Source organism: Lacticaseibacillus jixiensis, assembly GCF_042847315.1.
Classification (GTDB): domain Bacteria; phylum Bacillota; class Bacilli; order Lactobacillales; family Lactobacillaceae; genus Lacticaseibacillus; species Lacticaseibacillus jixiensis.
In genome coordinates this window covers 101,189-120,197 of record NZ_BAAFPR010000006.1, presented here as the reverse complement: position 1 = coordinate 120,197, position 19,009 = coordinate 101,189, and the positions used below count along the sequence as shown (strand labels likewise).

General features: G+C 52.7%; 15 protein-coding genes. 14 read left to right on the top strand and 1 reads right to left on the bottom strand.

The window, feature by feature from the left end; translation table 11 throughout:
- Positions 1 to 34: 34 nt before the first annotated feature.
- Complete coding sequence (gene trmB / locus ACGG90_RS05630) at positions 35 to 679, top strand: tRNA (guanosine(46)-N7)-methyltransferase TrmB (RefSeq protein WP_390406898.1); 645 nt, start codon at positions 35 to 37, stop codon at positions 677 to 679.
- On the opposite strand, the gene ACGG90_RS05625 is transcribed toward trmB, so the two are convergent.
- A complete protein-coding gene (locus ACGG90_RS05625) occupies positions 656 to 961 on the bottom strand; it encodes a hypothetical protein (RefSeq protein ID WP_390406895.1) in 306 nt (101 codons plus the stop codon). The two genes, trmB and ACGG90_RS05625, sit on opposite strands and share 24 nt — an antisense overlap.
- Before the next feature lie 114 nt (positions 962 to 1,075).
- Between ACGG90_RS05625 and ACGG90_RS05620 the strand changes: the two genes are divergently transcribed.
- The 13 genes from ACGG90_RS05620 to ACGG90_RS05560 all read left to right on the top strand — a co-directional run bounded on the left by ACGG90_RS05620 (position 1,076) and on the right by ACGG90_RS05560 (position 18,984).
- A complete protein-coding gene (locus ACGG90_RS05620; RefSeq protein WP_390406893.1) occupies positions 1,076 to 1,396 on the top strand; it encodes a thioredoxin family protein in 321 nt (106 codons plus the stop codon).
- 41 nt (positions 1,397 to 1,437) lie between these two features.
- Positions 1,438 to 2,079 carry a YtpR family tRNA-binding protein gene (gene ytpR / locus ACGG90_RS05615; protein WP_390406890.1) on the top strand — a complete coding sequence of 214 codons (642 nt, stop codon included), beginning with the start codon at positions 1,438 to 1,440 and terminating at the stop codon, positions 2,077 to 2,079.
- Positions 2,080 to 2,843: 764 nt separating this feature from the next.
- Positions 2,844 to 5,498 carry a DNA translocase FtsK gene (locus tag ACGG90_RS05610; RefSeq protein WP_390406887.1) on the top strand — a complete coding sequence of 885 codons (2,655 nt, stop codon included), beginning with the start codon at positions 2,844 to 2,846 and terminating at the stop codon, positions 5,496 to 5,498.
- 20 nt (positions 5,499 to 5,518) lie between these two features.
- On the top strand, positions 5,519 to 6,844 hold the full coding sequence (gene murC / locus ACGG90_RS05605) for a UDP-N-acetylmuramate--L-alanine ligase (protein ID WP_390406885.1): 1,326 nt from the start codon (positions 5,519 to 5,521) through the stop codon (positions 6,842 to 6,844).
- Positions 6,845 to 6,943: 99 nt separating this feature from the next.
- The gene (locus ACGG90_RS05600; protein ID WP_390406882.1) at positions 6,944 to 7,651 is read left to right on the top strand and encodes a Bax inhibitor-1/YccA family protein; all 708 of its coding nucleotides are present in this window, start codon (positions 6,944 to 6,946) and stop codon (positions 7,649 to 7,651) included.
- Between the two features lie 1,012 nt (positions 7,652 to 8,663).
- Positions 8,664 to 11,297 (top strand): DNA polymerase I, encoded by a 2,634-nt coding sequence (gene polA, locus ACGG90_RS05595; RefSeq protein ID WP_390406879.1) that lies wholly within the window; start codon positions 8,664 to 8,666, stop codon positions 11,295 to 11,297.
- Positions 11,298 to 11,306: 9 nt separating this feature from the next.
- Positions 11,307 to 12,155 (top strand): DNA-formamidopyrimidine glycosylase, encoded by an 849-nt coding sequence (gene mutM, locus ACGG90_RS05590; protein WP_390406876.1) that lies wholly within the window; start codon positions 11,307 to 11,309, stop codon positions 12,153 to 12,155.
- Entirely contained in the window at positions 12,152 to 12,760 is a 609-nt protein-coding gene (gene coaE, locus ACGG90_RS05585) for a dephospho-CoA kinase (protein ID WP_390406873.1), read from the top strand. Before mutM ends, coaE begins: the two co-directional genes overlap by 4 nt.
- A gap of 41 nt (positions 12,761 to 12,801) precedes the next feature.
- A complete protein-coding gene (gene nrdR / locus ACGG90_RS05580) occupies positions 12,802 to 13,275 on the top strand; it encodes a transcriptional regulator NrdR (RefSeq protein ID WP_390406870.1) in 474 nt (157 codons plus the stop codon).
- Positions 13,276 to 13,376: 101 nt separating this feature from the next.
- Positions 13,377 to 14,741, top strand: a complete 1,365-nt coding sequence (locus ACGG90_RS05575) for a replication initiation and membrane attachment family protein (RefSeq protein ID WP_390406868.1) — start codon at positions 13,377 to 13,379, stop codon at positions 14,739 to 14,741.
- The gene (gene dnaI / locus ACGG90_RS05570; RefSeq protein WP_390406866.1) at positions 14,738 to 15,658 is read left to right on the top strand and encodes a primosomal protein DnaI; all 921 of its coding nucleotides are present in this window, start codon (positions 14,738 to 14,740) and stop codon (positions 15,656 to 15,658) included. Before ACGG90_RS05575 ends, dnaI begins: the two co-directional genes overlap by 4 nt.
- 854 nt (positions 15,659 to 16,512) lie before the next feature.
- Entirely contained in the window at positions 16,513 to 18,483 is a 1,971-nt protein-coding gene (gene thrS, locus ACGG90_RS05565; RefSeq protein WP_390406863.1) for a threonine--tRNA ligase, read from the top strand.
- A 117-nt stretch (positions 18,484 to 18,600) separates the two neighbouring features.
- Positions 18,601 to 18,984 (top strand): hypothetical protein, encoded by a 384-nt coding sequence (locus tag ACGG90_RS05560; protein ID WP_390406861.1) that lies wholly within the window; start codon positions 18,601 to 18,603, stop codon positions 18,982 to 18,984.
- Positions 18,985 to 19,009: the final 25 nt, after the last annotated feature.

The window sequence follows — 19,009 nt, the reverse complement described above, 5'->3', positions numbered from 1 at the left end:
GTGCGTCGGCGTTTTTATGAGATAAGGAGAACTTATGCGTCTGCGTAACAAACCCTGGGCCCAACCGTTGATTGCCGCCCACCCTGAATACATCATGACCCGCCCAGTCGGTATGTGCGGCAAGTGGCAAAGCCGCTTTGATACACCGCGGCCATTATATCTTGAAGTCGGTTCTGGCAAAGGCCAATTCATTGTCAACATGGCCCAGCAACATCCAGACCACAACTTCATTGCCTTAGAGATCCAAGATGTGGCGATTGCTTATATCTTGCGCAAACAAGTGGAATTGCAATTGCCGAATTTGCAGCTGATCTTAGGCGACGGGGCGGACTTAACGGATTATTTTGCCCCGGAAGAAATCACCGGCGTCTTCTTGAACTTCTCTGATCCGTGGCCGAAGACCAAACACGAAAAGCGCCGCCTGACTTACAAGACCTTCCTTGATCAATACAAGGCGATCATGCAAGTCGGCGGCACCTTACAGTTCAAAACAGACAACCAAGGCTTCTTTGAATTCTCCTTGGTCAGCATGAATAATTATGGGATGCACTTCGACCTTGTGGCGCTGGATCTGCACAACGATGCGCGCGTCACAGACAACGTCGAAACTGAATATGAGCACAAGTTTGCTTCTAAAGGCGGGCGCATTTATGAGCTAGTGGCGCGCTTTGACGTCTAACTGGCGCCAATGCAAGCTGGTGCCATCTGGCAGCAAGTCACAAGCATACCACTTGCCATCCAGTTGCAGCCCGCATGCATAGGCTTTGGCTTGCACGTCACCGCGCGCGATTGTGCGCAAGCGATGATCAATATAGCCGCCTTGGATCTGGTGATGGTCCTTTAAGCGTTGTTGCAGCTGCTTGAAGCGCCAAGCAGGCAGCCATTGTTTCTGATATTGGTGATAGCCCCATGCGCCGGCGGTGGCTAACCCGCCGAGCAAGGCCCAATCTGCTTTAGCCATGTTCACGCCTCCAATTTGCATCTAGTATAACTGAAAAGCCGCTTTGGTGCATTGCAATTCTGCCCAAATGCGGTATGATGTACTTATGATATGTAAGTGAAAGGAATGACCACTATGCAAAAGTTTGATTCAGATGACCAGATCCGCCAAGCCGCAACCGGCAATGGCAAACAAATGTTATTCTTCAGCGCCGATTGGTGCCCAGACTGCCGCTTCATCAAGCCGGCAATGCCTGACATCGAAGCTGAATATCCCGACTTCAACTTCATTTATGTCGATCGCGATGACAATATTGAAGTTGCGCAAGAATATCAAGTGATGGGCATTCCTAGCTTCATCGCGTTAGAAGACGGCAAAGAAATCGGCCGCTTCGTTAACAAAGACCGCAAGACCAAGGCTGAAGTGGAGAACTTCATCAATGGCTTGCCGGCATAATCGTAAGAAAGGACGCCAAAGCTCTTTTTTTGGCAAACAGTATGTTAATCACAAGTTATAACCCCAAAGCATTAGGCGACACCTTGATCGCGATTTTAGGACCAGATCAAGCCGAACAAACGACCCAGCAAGTTGGTGACATCGTCGGCATTTACGGCGCAGACCAGCAGGCGCTGGGCTTTAATTTCTTCAACTTGCACCAGTGGCTGCCGGATTTCTCTGGCAACGGCGCAGTGCATTTGACCAAAGCGCAGATTGCCACGTTAAACACCGCGATCAAAGCGGCAAGCTTGGCAGGCGAATTGCCAAGCGAAACGCCGGCGCGGATCGTGATTGGCAAGATCGTGGACTTCAAAGCGCATCCGGATTCAGATCACCTGCACATTACGCAAGTTGACCTTGGGGCAGAAGGCGTTAAGCAAATCGTTTGCGGCGCACCGAATGCTGCTTTGGGTCAAACTGTGGTCGCTGCGCTGCCAGGGGCCATGATGCCTGATGGCAAACTGATCTGGCCAGGCAAGCTGCGCGGCGTCGATTCTTATGGGATGTTATGTGCTGCTCGCGAGTTGGCCTTGCCTAACGCCCCGCAAGCGCGCGGCATCTTGATCATGCCAGACGATTTGGCTGCCGGCAGCGCATTTGATTTCGAGCAAGCCGCCGCGGTAGTTGCGCAACAAGCATAATGGATCGGCAAGCGTCACCTCATTGCAAGGTGACGCTATTTTTTTCGATGAATTTCGTATTGGCCGATAATGGTATACTTGATTTACGAAGCACGGATCGTGTATAAGCGCCTGCGTAATCGACAGCAGGCACGTCAATGAAGGAACCGAATATCGCGTTCATAGCAGCGGCGGGGACGATTTTCGAAATATCAAGCAACACCAAAGCATTTCAAAAATAATGCATCAAAACGCTTGCATTATCGTTATTGGTATGGTATATTAGCATTGCTCAACCGCATAGGGGAGAGGAGACGAACGAAGGCCAAGCTTGTCTGTACCCCAAACCCCGAAACAGGCCGGTCTGGCACGAATGAGTTCTGCTCAGGAGTGTGGCCTGTTCCCCCAGAGCGCGCGCTATGAAGCCCGGTCACCTAGTCCACGGGCAATGCCAGGGCGTACAACAGGACCGTTCCACGACCACCTCAGCTGGAGTAGGTTTACGAAGGCTGGGTACTTAATTTAATAATAATTGGCAGGCAGCAAGATCACAGATGAATCGCCTGCCGCAATTGCAAACACGCGATAAGTCGCAAGCATATCGCGTGTTTGCTGTGCTTGTATGGGCCTGGTCAATTGTGACAGGCCTTTTTTTGTGTTGGCGTGATGAAATTCTTTCACATCGCTGCAATGATTATGATTTCCAGTTTTTTTCTGCAAAAGGCCGAAGGAGCGCGGGTCTATGGTAAAATGGACGGTATTGAGTATCGGAAAGGAAGAGAGTAATGGCGCATTATGATGGTCCACCATTCTTGCGGGATGATCAACCGCAACCTCATCAAGATTATCCGCTGCCGCCTAAAGCCCAGCGCACCCCGCAGCCTCAGGCGCCAAGCAGCAGTCAATCACGCTTGACCCACCCAGCGCCTGAGGTTGCTGACGCCGGGCGGCATTCGGTTGACCCGCTGGCAGCCTTGAGTACGCCTAAGAGCGTTGTGCGCCGCGATCCGGTTAAACCAAAGATCAATTATCAAGTGCTGTTAGCCAGCTTGAAGCGCGCCGATGAAGACGTGTATCTGTTCACCGCCGACGCGCCTGATGATGAAGACGAAGATCAAGCCAGCGCAGTTGAGTCAGACCTTGCCCAAGTGAAGCCAATGGCACCTGATACACAAGACCGTGTTGCGCACTCAGACGCTGAGGTTTGTTCGCAAACCTCAGCCCTTGATGCCCAAGTCTCTGCAGCAGACGCACAGCATGTTGAAACAGACGCTGAGGCGGATTTAACAACAGCCGATACGCCGCTTTCAAGACCAACTGTTGGCGATGACACAGCTGCGCCAGATTCACTGCGGTCAGCATCAGCAGTTGACGCCAAGACCTCAGCGGGAGATCCAGCATTGAAGCCCAGCGTTGAAGCTGAAGTGCCACCGGCAAACACGCCAGAATCAACTGCAGAAGTTGCGGCTGAAGGGCCAAAGGCCGACTCGATGTTGACACAGTCATCAAATCCAGCTGCCAAAGCGGAAGCGGCAGCCTCAACTCAACCAGCACCAACGGCCACAAACGCCAGCGCAGAACCTGCACCTGCTGCCTCTGCTGCAGCAGAGCAGCCTGCAGCCGTTGACAAACCGATGGCTGCAAAGCGACCCACGCCGCTGCTACCGAGTCAAACCGATCCGCTGAAACAAGCCCAACAAGCTAAGATCGAAGCGGCTTTGGCCAAACAAAAGAAAACCGTTTACGCCAACTGGCGGCCGGTTCAATTACCTGATCGGCGCGCCTTGCGCCAAGCGGTAGATACTTACAAGCATCACAGCCGCGACAAGGCGCTGCCGCGGCCGGCAGCGACCCGCGATGCGGCTTCATCAACGCCGGTTGCAACTGAGCCGACAAAGCAAGTCTCACAGCCGCTTGCGCCGACTGCTAAACCTGTTGATCAAGCCGTTGCGGTTGCGCAAACCGCAGCGCAACCAAGTGCATTTAAGCCGGCTGATCAAGCCAATGCGCAACCTGAAGCACAGGCGCCATACGTTTTCCCGCCGTTGGATTTATTGCCCAAGCCGGTGAATGATGAAAGCCCGCAGCAAGATCAATGGGTGCAAGATCAAGCCCAGCGCTTGGATGAAACCCTTGATGCTTTTCATGTCGGGGCGCATGTTGTGGCCCACACCATCGGCCCGACGGTCACGCAGTTTCAAGTGGCACTAGACGCTGGGGTGAAGGTCAACAAGATCACCAACTTGAATGATGACTTGAAATTGGCCTTGGCTGCCAAAGACATCCGCATCGAAGCGCCAATCCCAGGCAAAACCACGGTAGGCATTGAGATCCCGAACCTGCATCCACGTCCCGTGATGTTGCGGGAAGTCTTGCAATCGCAAGCCTTCAAAGATGCCAAGTCGCCACTGACCATCGCGTTGGGGGTCGACTTGTTTGGCCAGCCGGTAGTCACCAACATCAACAAAATGCCGCATGGCTTGATCGCCGGGGCGACTGGTTCCGGGAAATCGGTATTCATCAACTCACTGCTGACGTCGCTTTTGTATAAAGCCACGCCTGAAGAAGTGCGCTTGTTATTGATCGATCCTAAAGCCGTGGAACTAGCGGTATACAACAACTTACCGCACTTGGTTTCGCCGGTGATCTCAGAACCTAAAGCCGCTGCTGAAGCGTTGAAGTGGGCGGTTGAAGAAATGGAAGAACGCTATCAAAAGCTCGCTGCCGCCGGCGTGCGCAATCTGGCCCAATTCAACCAGAAGGCCAAAGCGCATGGCGACTTTGGCATGGTGATGCCATACATCGTTATCATCATCGACGAATTAGCAGACTTGATGATGGTCGCCGCCAGCGAAGTGCAAGATTATATTGCCCGCATTACGCAAAAGGCGCGGGCAGCCGGCATTCACTTGATTGTCGCCACCCAGCGGCCAAGTGTGGATGTCATCACCGGTACCATCAAGAATAATATTCCCACGCGCATTGCCTTCATGGTCGCCAGCCAAACCGATTCGCGCACCATTATCGATGCTAACGGCGCCGAGCGCTTGTTAGGCCGAGGGGACATGTTATATCTGGGCAGCGGCGCCAGTCAGGCGATTCGTTTGCAAGGCACGTTCATTGACGAAGATATCGCCACAGTGGTAGATTTTGTCAAAGCGGAACGGCCGCCGCGCTATTTGTTCCAACCAGACGGCTTATTAGCCCAAGCCGAAGCCAGCGAGGCGCAAGACGATTTGTTCCCGCAGGTACTGGAGTACATTGCCCAAGAAAAGCACGTTTCAACCTCGAAACTGCAGCGGGTCTTTTCCATCGGCTATAATCGCGCCGCTAACTTGATCGATGAGCTGGAAATGCGCCATTATATTTCGCCTGCCAACGGTTCCAAGCCGCGCGACGTGTATTTCACCAAAGAAGATTTACCAGAAAATCCACAATGATGTTGAAAGAGGAATCTCACATGACAGAAACATATTATTTCATCGGTATCAAAGGCTCAGGCATGAGTGCGTTGGCCTTGATCTTACACGACATGGGCCACAAAGTCTTAGGCTCTGATATTACCCAATACACCTTCACCCAGCGCGGGCTGGCCGCAGCAGGCATTGAGATGCTGCCTTTTGACCCGAAGAACTTACAAGCCGGCTACACGGTGATTTGCGGCAACAGCTTCACCGATGAACACCCTGAAGTCAAGCGCGCTCATGAATTAGGCTTGAAATTCTATCGCTACCACGAATTCTTAGGCGAGTTGATGAAGCCTTACACTTCTATCGGTGTGGCTGGCGCGCATGGCAAAACGTCGACCACTGGGTTGTTGGCGCATACGTTGTCTGGTATCGACAAAACCAGTTATTTGATTGGTGACGGTACTGGCAAAGGTACACCGGATTCCAAGTTCTTCGTCTTTGAAGCCGACGAATATCGCCGTCATTTCTTGGCTTATTCGCCAGATTACATCATCATGACCAACATCGACTTCGACCATCCGGATTACTACACCGGCATCGAAGACGTGTATACGGCTTTTCAAACTGAAGCCTCGCAAGTGCAAAAGGGGATCTTCGCTTGGGGCGATGATCCTTGGCTGCGCAAGATCAAAGCCAAGGTGCCGGTATATTATTACGGCACCAGCGACCGCGACGATTTCGTTGCCAAAAACGTCAGCCGCACCACAACTGGGTCAAGCTTTGATGCGTTCCATCATGAAAAGCTCATCGGCCACTTCCATGTGCCGTTATTCGGTGAACACAGTGTCTTAAACGCCTTGGCCGTGGTGGCAGTGGCTTACACCGAACACCTTGATGCTGACTACATTGCCCGTGAATTGGCCAGCTTTGCCGGCGTTAAGCGGCGCTTCTCTGAGAAGCAAATGGCTAATGCGGTGATCATCGATGACTATGCGCATCATCCGTCTGAAATCAAGGCGACTTTGGATGCGGCTCGTCAGAAATACCCAGACCAACAAGTGGTGGCGGTATTCCAGCCGCATACCTTCTCGCGTACCATTGCTTATTTGGATGATTTTGCCGAAACGTTAAGTGCCGCCGATGCCGTGTATGTGACGCCGATTTTCTCCAGTGCCCGCGAAGCGTCTGGCAGTGTGTCGGCGCAAGACTTAGCCGATAAGATCACCAAGCCTGGCGCAGTGATCGAACTTGACGACATGTCAGCACTGCTGGATTATGACCACGCGGTATTCGTGTTTATGGGCGCCGGTGACATTCAGAAGTATGAAGTGGCGTTTGAAGACTTGTTGAGCTCGGTCAGTCCTAAAACCAACTGATTTGTGACAATTGGCAATATCGGTCCAAAGTCCAACTGACAAGTTGCGTGCGATCGAATATACTAAAGGTTAGTAAGATATGTGAAAGGAGACGATTCGATGCAAGAACGTCGTGTTGTCAATGATTCTGGCTTAGCCACTTTCTTTGGAAAAGTGTACGCAACCATGGGGGTCGGTCTGTTGATCACCGCCGCGGTATCCTATTTGTTAGGTTCGGTATTCGCTACCGATTACGGGAACTTTATCGTCGCCCACCGCTTCATGTTCTGGATCGCGACGTTCTTGCCGTTCATCTTGGTGCTCTTGATGAATAGCCAGCGCGGCCGCGAAAACGCCGGTTATGCCCGCTTGATGTTTGGCCTGCTGGCGGTGACCTTCGGGTTCACCTTCGGCACGTTGTGGCTGGTTTATCCAGCGGCTAACATGGCCATTGCTTTGGTGGTCACCGCTGTGGTCTTCTTCTCGATGACGGCAGTGGGACGCATCACCAAGCAGAACCTGTCACAAGCCGGACGCATCGCATATGGCGCGTTGTTTGGGGTCATCTTGTTGTCTGTGATCAACTGGTTCATGGGCTCCACCGGCTTGGCCTTCCTGTTGTCCTATGCGATCTTGATCATCTTCATCGTGATGACTGCCGCGGATACGCAAGCGTTGAAGAACATCTATATGTCAGCTGGCGGCAACGGCGGCTACGTGGTCAACACGTCCAGCCTTGCTGTCCAAGGCGCCTTGATCTTGTACCTGGACTTCATCAACTTGTTTGTGGTGATCCTGCAGATCTTCGGTGTCTCCGATCGCAACTAATTTAATCAATCAATTACCGCCGCACGGCTTATCGTGCGGCGGTTTTGTTTACCAGAGCGGAGCAAAGCGGGTTTAGCGGCTGATATAAGATGGGATGACACAAAGGCGGTCTTTGCCTTGGTGGCGTCACAGCTTATATCACTGCCGCGTTGCTTTACGCAGCTCGACGAAGACCAGAGCGCAGTGGCGCGCACTTAGCGGTGGAGATAAGGCGGGATGACGTTTGGGCGTTCTTTGCCCAAGCGGCGTCACGACTTATATCACGCCGCGTTGCGCCATGGAGCTCGACGAAGACCACAGCCGTATCCGGGGACTTGCTCAAGCCCGGCCAGGTGCCGCTTCGGCGCGCGGGGCAAGCGACGGCGCAGGCGGTGCGGCCGTCTTCAATCGCGCAAAGTACGCGCGCTTTACGACTAAGTTTCAAGCCCCGCATCGCTTTGCTCAGCGCGGGTCTTGAAACTTGCCGCGAGCAGTATCGCAAGCTAAGCACAACCCGCTTGTCTTACGATGCTGCTCGTTTCACGGCCTGACCGTCGCTTGCCCCGCGCGCCTATGCGACACCTGACCTACTGTATTTGAATCAGGATACGAGACCCTAGCGCAGTGATACTCAGCCAAGGAATTCACGATCTTATTGAGGTCCACATGGCTATTGGTAAATTTATGATCCGCATCACCACGGGGCTGGATGTTTTTGGCTTATCTGCCTTGGCGTAATCGGTTGCGGCACTGCCAACGGTGATCGCGGTGGTGATTCAAGTCGCTGCCGGCATCCTCCACAAGCACACATGCAATTTTGGCATCCAGAAAACAAGAATGGAGCATGACCTGCATCGGGCTGCAGCGCTCAACGAAGAAACCAGGAACGGAGCAGCCCGCACTTGGCAGTGGCTATGAGATGGGATGACACCAAGGCATGCTTTGCCTTGATGGCGTCACAGCGTCGATCACGATGCTAAAATGTTCAGGCCATTTCTGGTACAATGGGGACAGAAGAATTCAGGAGGCCGATATGACAAAATTACTGCTGATCGATGGCAATTCCATGGCTTTTCGGGCGTTTTATGCCATGTACAATCAACTCGATCGTTTCACCAACGCACAAGGCGTCCACACCAATGCGGTGTTTACGTTTAACAACATGCTGGACTCGCTGGTGGATCAGTTTCATCCAGACAACATCCTGGTGGCGTTTGACCGCTCTGGCGGCACGTTCCGTACCAAGAAGTTCGATGATTACAAAGGCAATCGTGACCGCGCACCAGAAGAATTGCTGGAGCAATTGCCGTTGATCAAGCGGCTGTTAGACGGCCATGGTATGACGCATTATTCTTTGCAGGATTGGGAAGCCGATGACATCATCGGCACCTTAGCCAAACAAGCGGATGCGGCTGGCTGGACAACGACAGTGGTTACCGGCGATCGCGACTTGACGCAGCTGGCGACTGACACCACCACCGTGCAAGTCACCAAGAAAGGTGTGGCAGACTTAGAAGCCTTCACGCCGGCGCATATCAAAGAGAAGTTTGATTTGACGCCTAAGCAGATCATCGATATGAAAGGCTTGATGGGCGATACTTCCGATAATTATCCAGGCGTCACCAAAGTCGGTGAGAAGACGGCGTTGAAATTGCTGGGCGAATGGGGTTCGATCGAGAATCTTTACGATCACGTTGACGAATTGAAGCAGTCCAAGATGAAAGAAAACCTCATCAACGACCGCGACAACGCCTTCTTAAGCAAAGATTTGGCAACGATCCGCCAAGATGCGCCGATCACCGTCGGCCTTGATGATACAGCATACGCTGGGCCTGATTACGACGCGCTGCGCGATTTGTATACTGAGTTGGACATGCGCCAAGCGCTGAACAAGCTCAACAAGCAAGCACCGGCCGTGGCGGGTCCAGCGGCACATTATGTGGTGTTAGACGACACCAATTTGGATCAGGTCACGAATTTGGATGAACCGATCGCGTTTGAATTGGAATTGCTGCACCCTAATTATCATGTTGCAGAGCCGGTGGCCTTCTTCATTGCCACGGCCCAAGAAACTTACGTGAGCTCAGATGTGACCTTGTTGACGATCCCGCAATTGGCCAAGTGGCTGCAAGCACAAGAACACGTGGTGGTGTTTGATGTGAAGCAAAACCTCGTGGCGGCGTATAAATTAGGCTTGAGTCTGCACACGGCGACTTTTGATGTGTTGTTAGCCAGCTATTTGTTAAACCCGGATCAGAATTCCAACGACTTAGGCCAAATTGCCCAAGATCATGATTACCAGCTTGAATTTGACGAAGATGTTTATGGCAAAGGGGCCAAGCTGGCCCAACCAGATGATGATAAATTGTTTGCGCATTTGGCCAATAAGGCGCAGGCTTTGTTGCAACTCGAGCCCAAGTTGAAAGAAGAACTCAAGGCTCAAGACCAATGGGACTTGTTCACCAACATGGAATTGCCGCTGGCGCGGGTGCTTTCGATCATGGAAAGTACCGGCATCACCTTGAAGCAAGATACCTTGCAGCAAATGGGCGAAGAATACGCCCAAACCATGGCTGTGTTGGAAGAGAAGATCTATGCGCAAGCGGGCTTGAAGTTCAACTTGAATTCCCCTAAGCAATTAGGCGAAGTCTTGTTTGAGAAACTGCAATTGCCAGTGATCAAGAAAACCAAGACCGGCTACTCGACCAGTGTCGACGTGTTGGAACAATTGCGCTCAGCCAGTCCTGTGGTGCAAGAGATCTTGGACTACCGCGCGGTAGCCAAGTTGTATTCAACGTATGTCAAAGGCTTGCTCAAAGCCGTCTTACCAGACAACAAGATCCACACGCGCTATTTGCAGACGCTGACGCAAACCGGCCGCTTGTCTTCAGTGGACCCGAACATGCAGAATATCCCGGCGCGTGGCGATGGCAAACTGATCCGCAAGGCGTTTGTGCCGTCGCATGAAGGCTGGCAGATTTTCAGTTCGGATTATTCACAAATCGAACTGCGGGTGTTGGCGCATATTTCCGGTGACACGAATATGCAAGAAGCCTTCAAGGAAGACCGCGACATTCACGCCAACACGGCCATGAAGATCTTCAACTTGGATTCACCGGATGAAGTGACGCCAGACATGCGCCGCCAAGCCAAGGCGACGAACTTCGGGATCGTGTATGGGATCTCTGATTTTGGCTTGGCCAAAAACATCGGCATCACCCGCCGGCAGGCCAAGGCGTTCATCGATGGGTACTTCGAACAATATCCCAAGGTACACGAATACATGGACAAGATGGTTGCCCTTGCGCGCGAACAAGGCTATGTGGAGACGCTTTTTCATCGTCGGCGCTACTTGGATCAGATCCATTCGCGCAACTTCAACTTGCGCCAGTTTGCCGAACGCACCGCGATGAACACCCCGATCCAAGGCTCTGCTGCCGACATCATCAAAGTGGCGATGATCCGCATGCAAAAGATGCTAGAAGACCAGCACTTGCAATCGCGCATGCTGTTGCAGGTGCATGATGAACTGATCTTTGAAGGCCCAGAAGCCGAAATGGCGACTTTGGCGCAATTGGTGCCGAAGGTGATGGATTCAGCTGTTGATTTGGCAGTGCCGTTGAAAGTCGAAAGCTCATACGGCCCGACTTGGTATGATGCAAAATAAGGAGTCACAATGCCCGAGTTACCAGAAGTAGAAAACGTCCGCCAAAGCCTCGCCGTGCTGGTGGTGGGCAAAACCGTTGCCGGCGTCAATTGCAATTGGGAGAAGATCTTGATCGGCGGCCGCGATTATTTTGAACAAACCTTAGCTGATCGCACCGTGATCGGCGTTGATCGACGCGGCAAATACTTGCTTTTGCGCTTTGATCAAGGGGTGACTATGGTGTCGCATTTGCGCATGGAAGGCAAATACCAACTGGCGCCCACGGCAGACACAGCCAAGCCGCGCTTCTTGCATGTGTGGTTTGATTTCACCGACGGCAGTCAGTTGCGTTATTTGGATATGCGCAAGTTCGGCCGCATGCAGCTGTGTCAAACCGGCAGTGAAACCACCGCGGTGCCAGGCTTGGCCAAGATGGGGCCGGAGCCTGTGCCGGCAGACTTTACGGTGGCCGATTTCTATGAGAAATTGCAGCACCGGCGCTTAGCAATCAAATCCGTGATCTTGGATCAAAGCGTGGTGGCTGGCGTTGGCAACATTTACGCCGATGAGACTTTGTGGCGGGCCAAGATCAACCCCGAGCAGCCGGCTTGCACCTTGACGCGCGCCGAAGCAGCGCGCTTGCATGATCAAATCATCAAGGTGTTGGCGGCGTCGATTGAACTAGGCGGCACCACAGTGCACACTTTTGTCAATGCCAATGGTGCCACCGGCGGCTTTCAAGACCACTTGCGCGTGTATGGCCAACAAGGGACGCCTTGTCCGGTATGCGGCACCACGATCGTGAAGATCAAAGTTGGCCAACGCGGCACGCATTATTGCCCGCATTGTCAGCCATTAAGAAAGCGGGTGGTGAAATGACTTACTTATTAGGCTTAACCGGCGGCATCGCCACAGGCAAAAGTACTGTGGCGGCGTTGTTTAAACAAGCCGGCTATCCGGTGGTAGACGCTGATGTGATCGCGCGGCAAATCGTTGAACCAGGCCAGCCGGCACTGCAACAAATCGCGGATCATTTTGGCCAACGCATGTTGAACGCTGATGGCAGCTTGAACCGGCACGCGTTAGGCCAGCTGGTGTTTGGCGATGCTAAGGCACTGGCTGAGCTCAATGATATCGATCGGCCGTATTTGCATGACGCCATTGCCCAAGCGTTAGTCGACGCGAAAGCAAGCAAGGCGCCAATCGTGGTAGGCGACATTCCGTTGTTGTATGAAACCCACTGGGATGAAGCTTTTGACGGCGTGGCGGTGGTGACCTTGCCCAAGGCTGTGCAAGTGGCGCGCTTAATGGCGCGCGACTCGCTGGATGAAGCCAGTGCCCAGCAGCGCATCGCCGCGCAAATGCCTTTAGCCGATAAAATGGCCAAAGCCGATTTCTTGATCGACAATTCGCTAGGCGAACCTGCCCGCATCGCCCAAGTGCAGCAGCTGATCAACCACTTGTTGAGTGTGTCCTCGAATTGATTTTCTGGTATACTAGTGAAAACGGATAAGAAGGTGTAAGTTTGCAGTGTCCACATTGTCATCACAATTCCAGCCGCGTTGTTGATTCGCGGCCCACTGACGGCGGCAAGGCGATTCGCAGACGTCGCGAGTGTGAAAACTGCGGCTTTCGCTTCACGACTTTTGAACGGATCGAACAAACGCCGCTGCTGGTGATCAAGAAAAACGGCACCCGCGAAGAGTTCAATCGCGAGAAGATCTTGCGCGGTTTGATCCGCGCGGCCGAGAAGCGGCCGGTGACGATGGAGCAAATGACCAAGATCGTCGAGCAAGTTGAAAATCGCCTGCGCGCCATTGGCGAGAATGAAGTCTCCAGCCAGGCCATCGGCGAATATGTCATGTCGTTGTTGGCCGATGTTGACGACGTCGCCTACATTCGCTTTGCCAGCGTGTATCGCCAGTTCAAAGATATGTCGGTGTTCATGCAGGAATTGCAAGGCATGATGAAGAAAGAAAAGCAGTCTGAAGACGACTGATTTGATGGAGGCGAAGTTCGCCTCCATTTTTGTGAGCGCCAGGCGATAATCCGGCGCAAATAGGTTAGAATAAAGGCAAAGCCAAAAAGGAGGTCCAGCCGATGCAGCGGCCACAAAGTTTCATGGCACAAGATGATTACATTGTCGCGCAAGCCAATTATTTCAGCGATTTCGACCAGCAAGTCGCCATCGCGTTATATCAGCCGCTGGTGGGGCCGGTGGCCTTGGCCATGTATTTAAGTTTGTGGCAAGAGGCCAAGCCTCAGCCGGTGTTGACCGACCGCCAGCCGCAAACGCGCTTGTTGGATTTGTTGAACATCAGCCTTGATCAGTTATTTGACGCGCGGGTGCGGCTGGAAGCGGTGGGGCTGTTGAAGTCCTACACTGCCGTTGACACCATGAGCCGCTATTATGCGTATGAGTTATATGCGCCGGTTAGTCCGCAGCAATTCTTCGCCGATGATTTGTTGGGGATGTTGTTGTATGACCGCGTCGGCCAAGCGCGCTATCAGGAATTAGCTGGACAATTTACCTTAAAGCCGGTACGGCGCAGTGATTGGCAAGACGTCACCCATGATTTCTTGCAGGTGTTTGATTTGACCAATGTGTTAGATACGCCTCCAGCGACTGCACAAGCCCAACAAGCTTTGCAGCTTAAACCCGCGCCGCAAGTGACGCTAGGCGACAACAATGCTTATGATTGGGTGTTGTTGGCACAACTGTTGGCCCGCACCAACCTTAAAGCTGGCCAGTTGGATCAATACCGCAACGCCATTTATCAACTGGCCAAGTTCTACGGGCTGGAGCCGACGCGCCTGGCGCCATTGATCATGCGTGCCACTGATCCCATGAGCGGCGAGTTGCATTTGCGCCAGCTGCAAGATTACGCTGAGCAAACTTACAGCAAAGCCGGCCAGCCGCATTACGGCACCAAACATGAGCAGCCAGCAGCAGCGCCGGCGCCAACGAAGACCAACTGGACTCCAGCGGAAGCCAGAATGCTTCAAGCGGCCACCACCATGGCGCCGCGCGAGTTTCTGGAAGCCACCAAGAAGGCCAAGAACGACCGCGCTTTTGCTGCGCCAAATGAGGTTTACGCCGTGCGGCAGTTGGTGGCGCGCAACGTTTTTCCAGAAGCCACGGTGAACTTGTTGATCCAAAGCGTCTTGAGTCAATACGACAGTGTCAGCCAAGCGTTATTAGACAGCTTCGCCAACAAATGGATCAACGCCAATGTCACCACCCCAGAGTCCGCCTTGTTGCAAATGCGCCAAACCGCCGCGGACAAGGCCAAACCCAAAACCCGCTACGCCAATCGGCCAACGCGCCAAGAAGAAACGCCTGATTGGATGAAAGCCGACTACAAAGCCGCCGCTAAGCCGGTGACCGCCAATGAGCAAGAAGACATTCAAGCCGGCTTAGACGCGTTGCGCAAGCTGCGGCAGAAAGGAACTTCTGAGCAATGAAAGACATGCAAGAACAGCTGCGGCAGTTGATGGATAGCCGCAAAGTCACCAGCCGCTACCACCAAATGATCAACCAAGCCGTCTCCGATCCGCAAGTGCAAGCCTTCTTAAAGGCCAATCAAGAGGCCTTGGCTGACGATGCGATCGTCAAAGGCGCCGCCAAGATCTATGAATTTGTCAACGAACGCACCAAATACGAGAAGGGCATCCAAAGCTTTGCCCCTGGCTATCAGCCGCAATTGACGGTGACCAATGGGCAATTGGATATTGCCTATGAGCCCACCAAGCAAAAGCTCGCCCAAGAAAAAGCCGTGGCCCAGCGCCGCTTGGTCAATGCCATCAACATGCCTAAAGCCATTGCCACGGCAACGTTGGACCAATATGATCCCACCAGCCGCAGCGAAGCGCTGCAAGCGGCAGTCACCTTTACCGTCGGTGTGGCGCAAGCACCGCATGCCTTTCATAAAGGCTTATACCTCACCGGCCCGTTTGGGGTAGGCAAAACGTATTTGATCGGCGCCATTGCCAATGAGTTAGCTGAACAAGGCGTTGCCTCGACGTTGTTGCATGTACCCACTTATGCGGTGGAAATGAAAGATGCGATCAAGTCCAATTCAGTGCTGACCAAGATCAACGCGATTAAAGCTGCCCCAGTGTTAATGTTAGATGATATCGGCGCTGAAGCTTTGTCGCCGTGGTTTCGTGACGAGGTGTTAGGCATCATCTTGCAGTATCGCATGCAAGAAGAACTGCCGACGCTGTTTACCAGCAACAAAACCATGGCCGAGTTGAATCACTTCTTGGCTGGGGTGGAGCGCGGCGATAACGAGCAGCTCAAAGCCAGCCGGCTCATGGAGCGGGTGCGCTTTTTAAGCACCGAAATTGCCGTGGGCGGCGTGGACCGACGCAACGGTTAAGGGTTCAGGTTGGACAGGGGTTGCCATGATTGTCTGACTTACCGTTTGATTGCTCAAGCGTATATTCTGAAACGTACTCAAGAGGCAATGGCTCCCAGGTCGCCTGGTCGCTATTGCCGGCACAATGAATTTTCAAGCTAGTTGTTACCGGTTAGGCGTTGAACTGTGTGTTGTTAGTTAGTTCAGCACAGGCAACTTTGAGATAGTGAAGAATTGCTTGTCTCAGCCGAATACAACCTGCCAGTCGTCTAATGGATCACGATTACCAAAGGACAGGGGTTGCGAAGTACCGTGGGGAAAGCGGTGGTCGGGCCGTGAAACGAGCAGCATAGCAAGCCAAGCGGGCTGTGCTTGGCTTGCTATGCTGCTCGCGGCAAGTTCGAAGACAAGCAGGTGAGCGCAGCGAGCGCTTGGCTTTGAACTTAGGCGGAAAACACGCGTACTTTGCGTGGTTGCAGCCGGCCGCACTGCCTGCGCCGCCGCTTTCCCCGCGGTACGCAGCAACCCCTGTCCGGCCGCGCAGACCAACACCCAGAATCAATAAGCGATGACGCAATTGCAGATTTTCTTGCAGTTTAGGCTTGCCAAGTGGGGCTGGCTGTGTTTTAATCTAAGTATCGAAGACAGGAGTTACAAGGACCATGAACAGAGAGCGTACGCCTTGGCTGCAAGCGACGCAAGACCTGGTCCGCACCGCTTCTCGCAAATGCTTCGCCCGTGTTGGGTTATCACACAGAGTGGAAGGCTTTTTTGCCTTCAAACCGGGTGGAACCGCGAGTTGCCTCGTCCCGGGTGCCAGTGATGGCGCCCGGGACTTTTTTGTACTCCTGAATAATTCATAAGGGGATCACACTATGTCAATCAGTATTACTTTACCAGACAACTCCAAGCGTGAAGTTGAAGCTGGCGCGTCTGTTTTAGACTTTGCCAAGTCCATCGCCATCAGCTTGGCTAAGAAGGCCGTTGCCGGCAAGCTTAACGGCCAATTGGTCAGCCTCGACACCAAGCTTGAAGAAGACGCTGCTTTAGAAATCGTCACCAAAGATTCTGACGACGGTTTAACTGTGCTGCGCCAAACCGCTACTTTTGTCTTGGCAGCTGCCATCAAAGACTTGTTCCCAGAAGTGCGTTTGGGCCAAGGTGAAGCGCAAGATGATGGCTTCTTCTACGATACTGACAAAGACAACGGCCAATTGACAGTTGACCAATTGCCGCAAATCAAAGCCAAGATGCAAGACTTGATCAAAGCCGATGCCAAGATTGAATCCAAGACCTTGAGCCAAGAAGAAGCACTGGCATATTTTGCCAATGAACCATTCAAGAAGCAATTGGTCCAAGCCCAAGATGGTGCGATCAAAGGCTTCCAGCTCGGCGACTTCTTCGATTTTGAAGAATCTGCATTGCTGCCAAGTCTCAAAGACCTCAAGCACTTCGAATTGCTGTCTGTGGCTGGCGCATATTGGGAAGGCAAGTCTTCCAACCCAATGCTGCAACGCATCTATGGCACGGCTTACTACAAGCAACAAGACCTCGAAGATGACGCTAAGCACCGTCAAGAAGCCAAAGAACGCGACCATCGTACGATCGGGCGCGACTTGGATCTGTTCTTCGTTGATCCTAAAGCCGGTGCCGGCTTGCCTTACTGGATGCCAAATGGCGCGACGATCCGCCGCGTGATCGAACGCTACATCATTGACAAGGAATTGGCTGACGGTTACGAACATGTTTACACCCCAATCTTGGCTAACTTGGATCTGTACAAGACTTCCGGCCACTGGGATCACTATCGCGAAGACATGTTCCCGCCAATGGACATGGGCGATGGCGAAATGTTGGAATTGCGCCCAATGAACTGCCCATCCCATATCCAAATCTACAAGCATCACATCCGTTCATATCGCGAATTGCCGCTGCGCATCGCCGAATTGGGCATGATGCACCGTTATGAAAAGTCTGGTGCCTTATCTGGTTTGCAGCGGGTGCGGGAAATGACCTTAAACGACGGTCACACTTTTGTCGCTTTGGATCAGATCCAAGAAGAATTCAAGAAGATCCTGCGCTTGATCATGGATGTTTATGAAGACTTCAACATCAACGACTACACCTTCCGTTTGAGCTACCGCGATCCTAAGAACACCCAGAAGTACTTTGATGACGAAGAAATGTGGACGCGCAGCCAAGCGATGCTTAAAGGCGCCATGGACGATTTGGGCTTGGATTACTATGAAGCTGAAGGCGAAGCCGCATTCTACGGGCCAAAGCTGGATATCCAAACTAAGACCGCTTTAGGCAACGACGAAACCATGTCTACGATCCAATTGGACTTCATGCTGCCTGAACGCTTTGGCTTGACTTATGTCGGCAAAGACGGCCAAGACCATCGTCCAGTCATGATCCACCGTGGGGTCGTTGGCACCATGGAACGCTTCATCGCTTATCTGACTGAAATCTACAAAGGTGCTTTCCCAACTTGGTTGGCGCCAACGCAAGCCATTCTGATCCCTGTGGCTGACGTGCATGAAGATTACGTTGAAGACTTGAAGCATAAGATGCTGCAAGCCGGCTTGCGTGTTGAAATCGACAACCGCAACGAGAAGATGGGCTACAAGATCCGCGAAGCCCAAACCCGCAAGGTGCCATACACTGTGGTGGTTGGTGACAAAGAAGTGGCCAATGCTTCTGTATCCGTTCGCCGCTATGGTGAAGAACACACCGAAGAAGAAGCTTCCAACATGTTTGTTGAAGCTATGGAAGCCGAAGTCAAGAACTACTCTCGCGATGGCGCCCGCAAGCCAAGCGAAATCAACAAGGTCTTAGGCGACTAGTCGTTTAATGCCCATGAAGGGACCCCAGCCTGATTCAGGCCGGGGTCCCTTTTGGTAAAAGAGGCGCAGGTGTGTTAATCTACTTAATAACGTAAACGAGCGGAGGATAACACAAACATGATCTGGCAACTTTGGGGTTCTTGGTTACTACTATTCATTATTGCCCGCGTGATCGCAGTGGTGGCGATGCTGGCGGTGGTGTTTGGCATGGCGTGGCTGCCTGGCAATAAAGCCAAGCGCTTTGCGGCCTTGATGGCCCATGATGGTCGCAACTTGTTCTTATTGGTCCTGGTGGCGATCGTCATCGCTTTGATCGGTGTGTATTTCGTGGCGCAATGGTGGTTTACCAGCATCGACTTTGCCCCAGTGGGGGTGGCGGTGTTTGGCAGTGTCGGCATCGCCGCGATCGCTTGGATCAGCAAGTTCATCAAGAATCGCAAGCAATTCACCGCACAGCTCAAAGCCGCCGCTAATGGGTCCAACCACGATGATCAGGCATAATTTGCCAGGCTGAGCCATGTGCGGC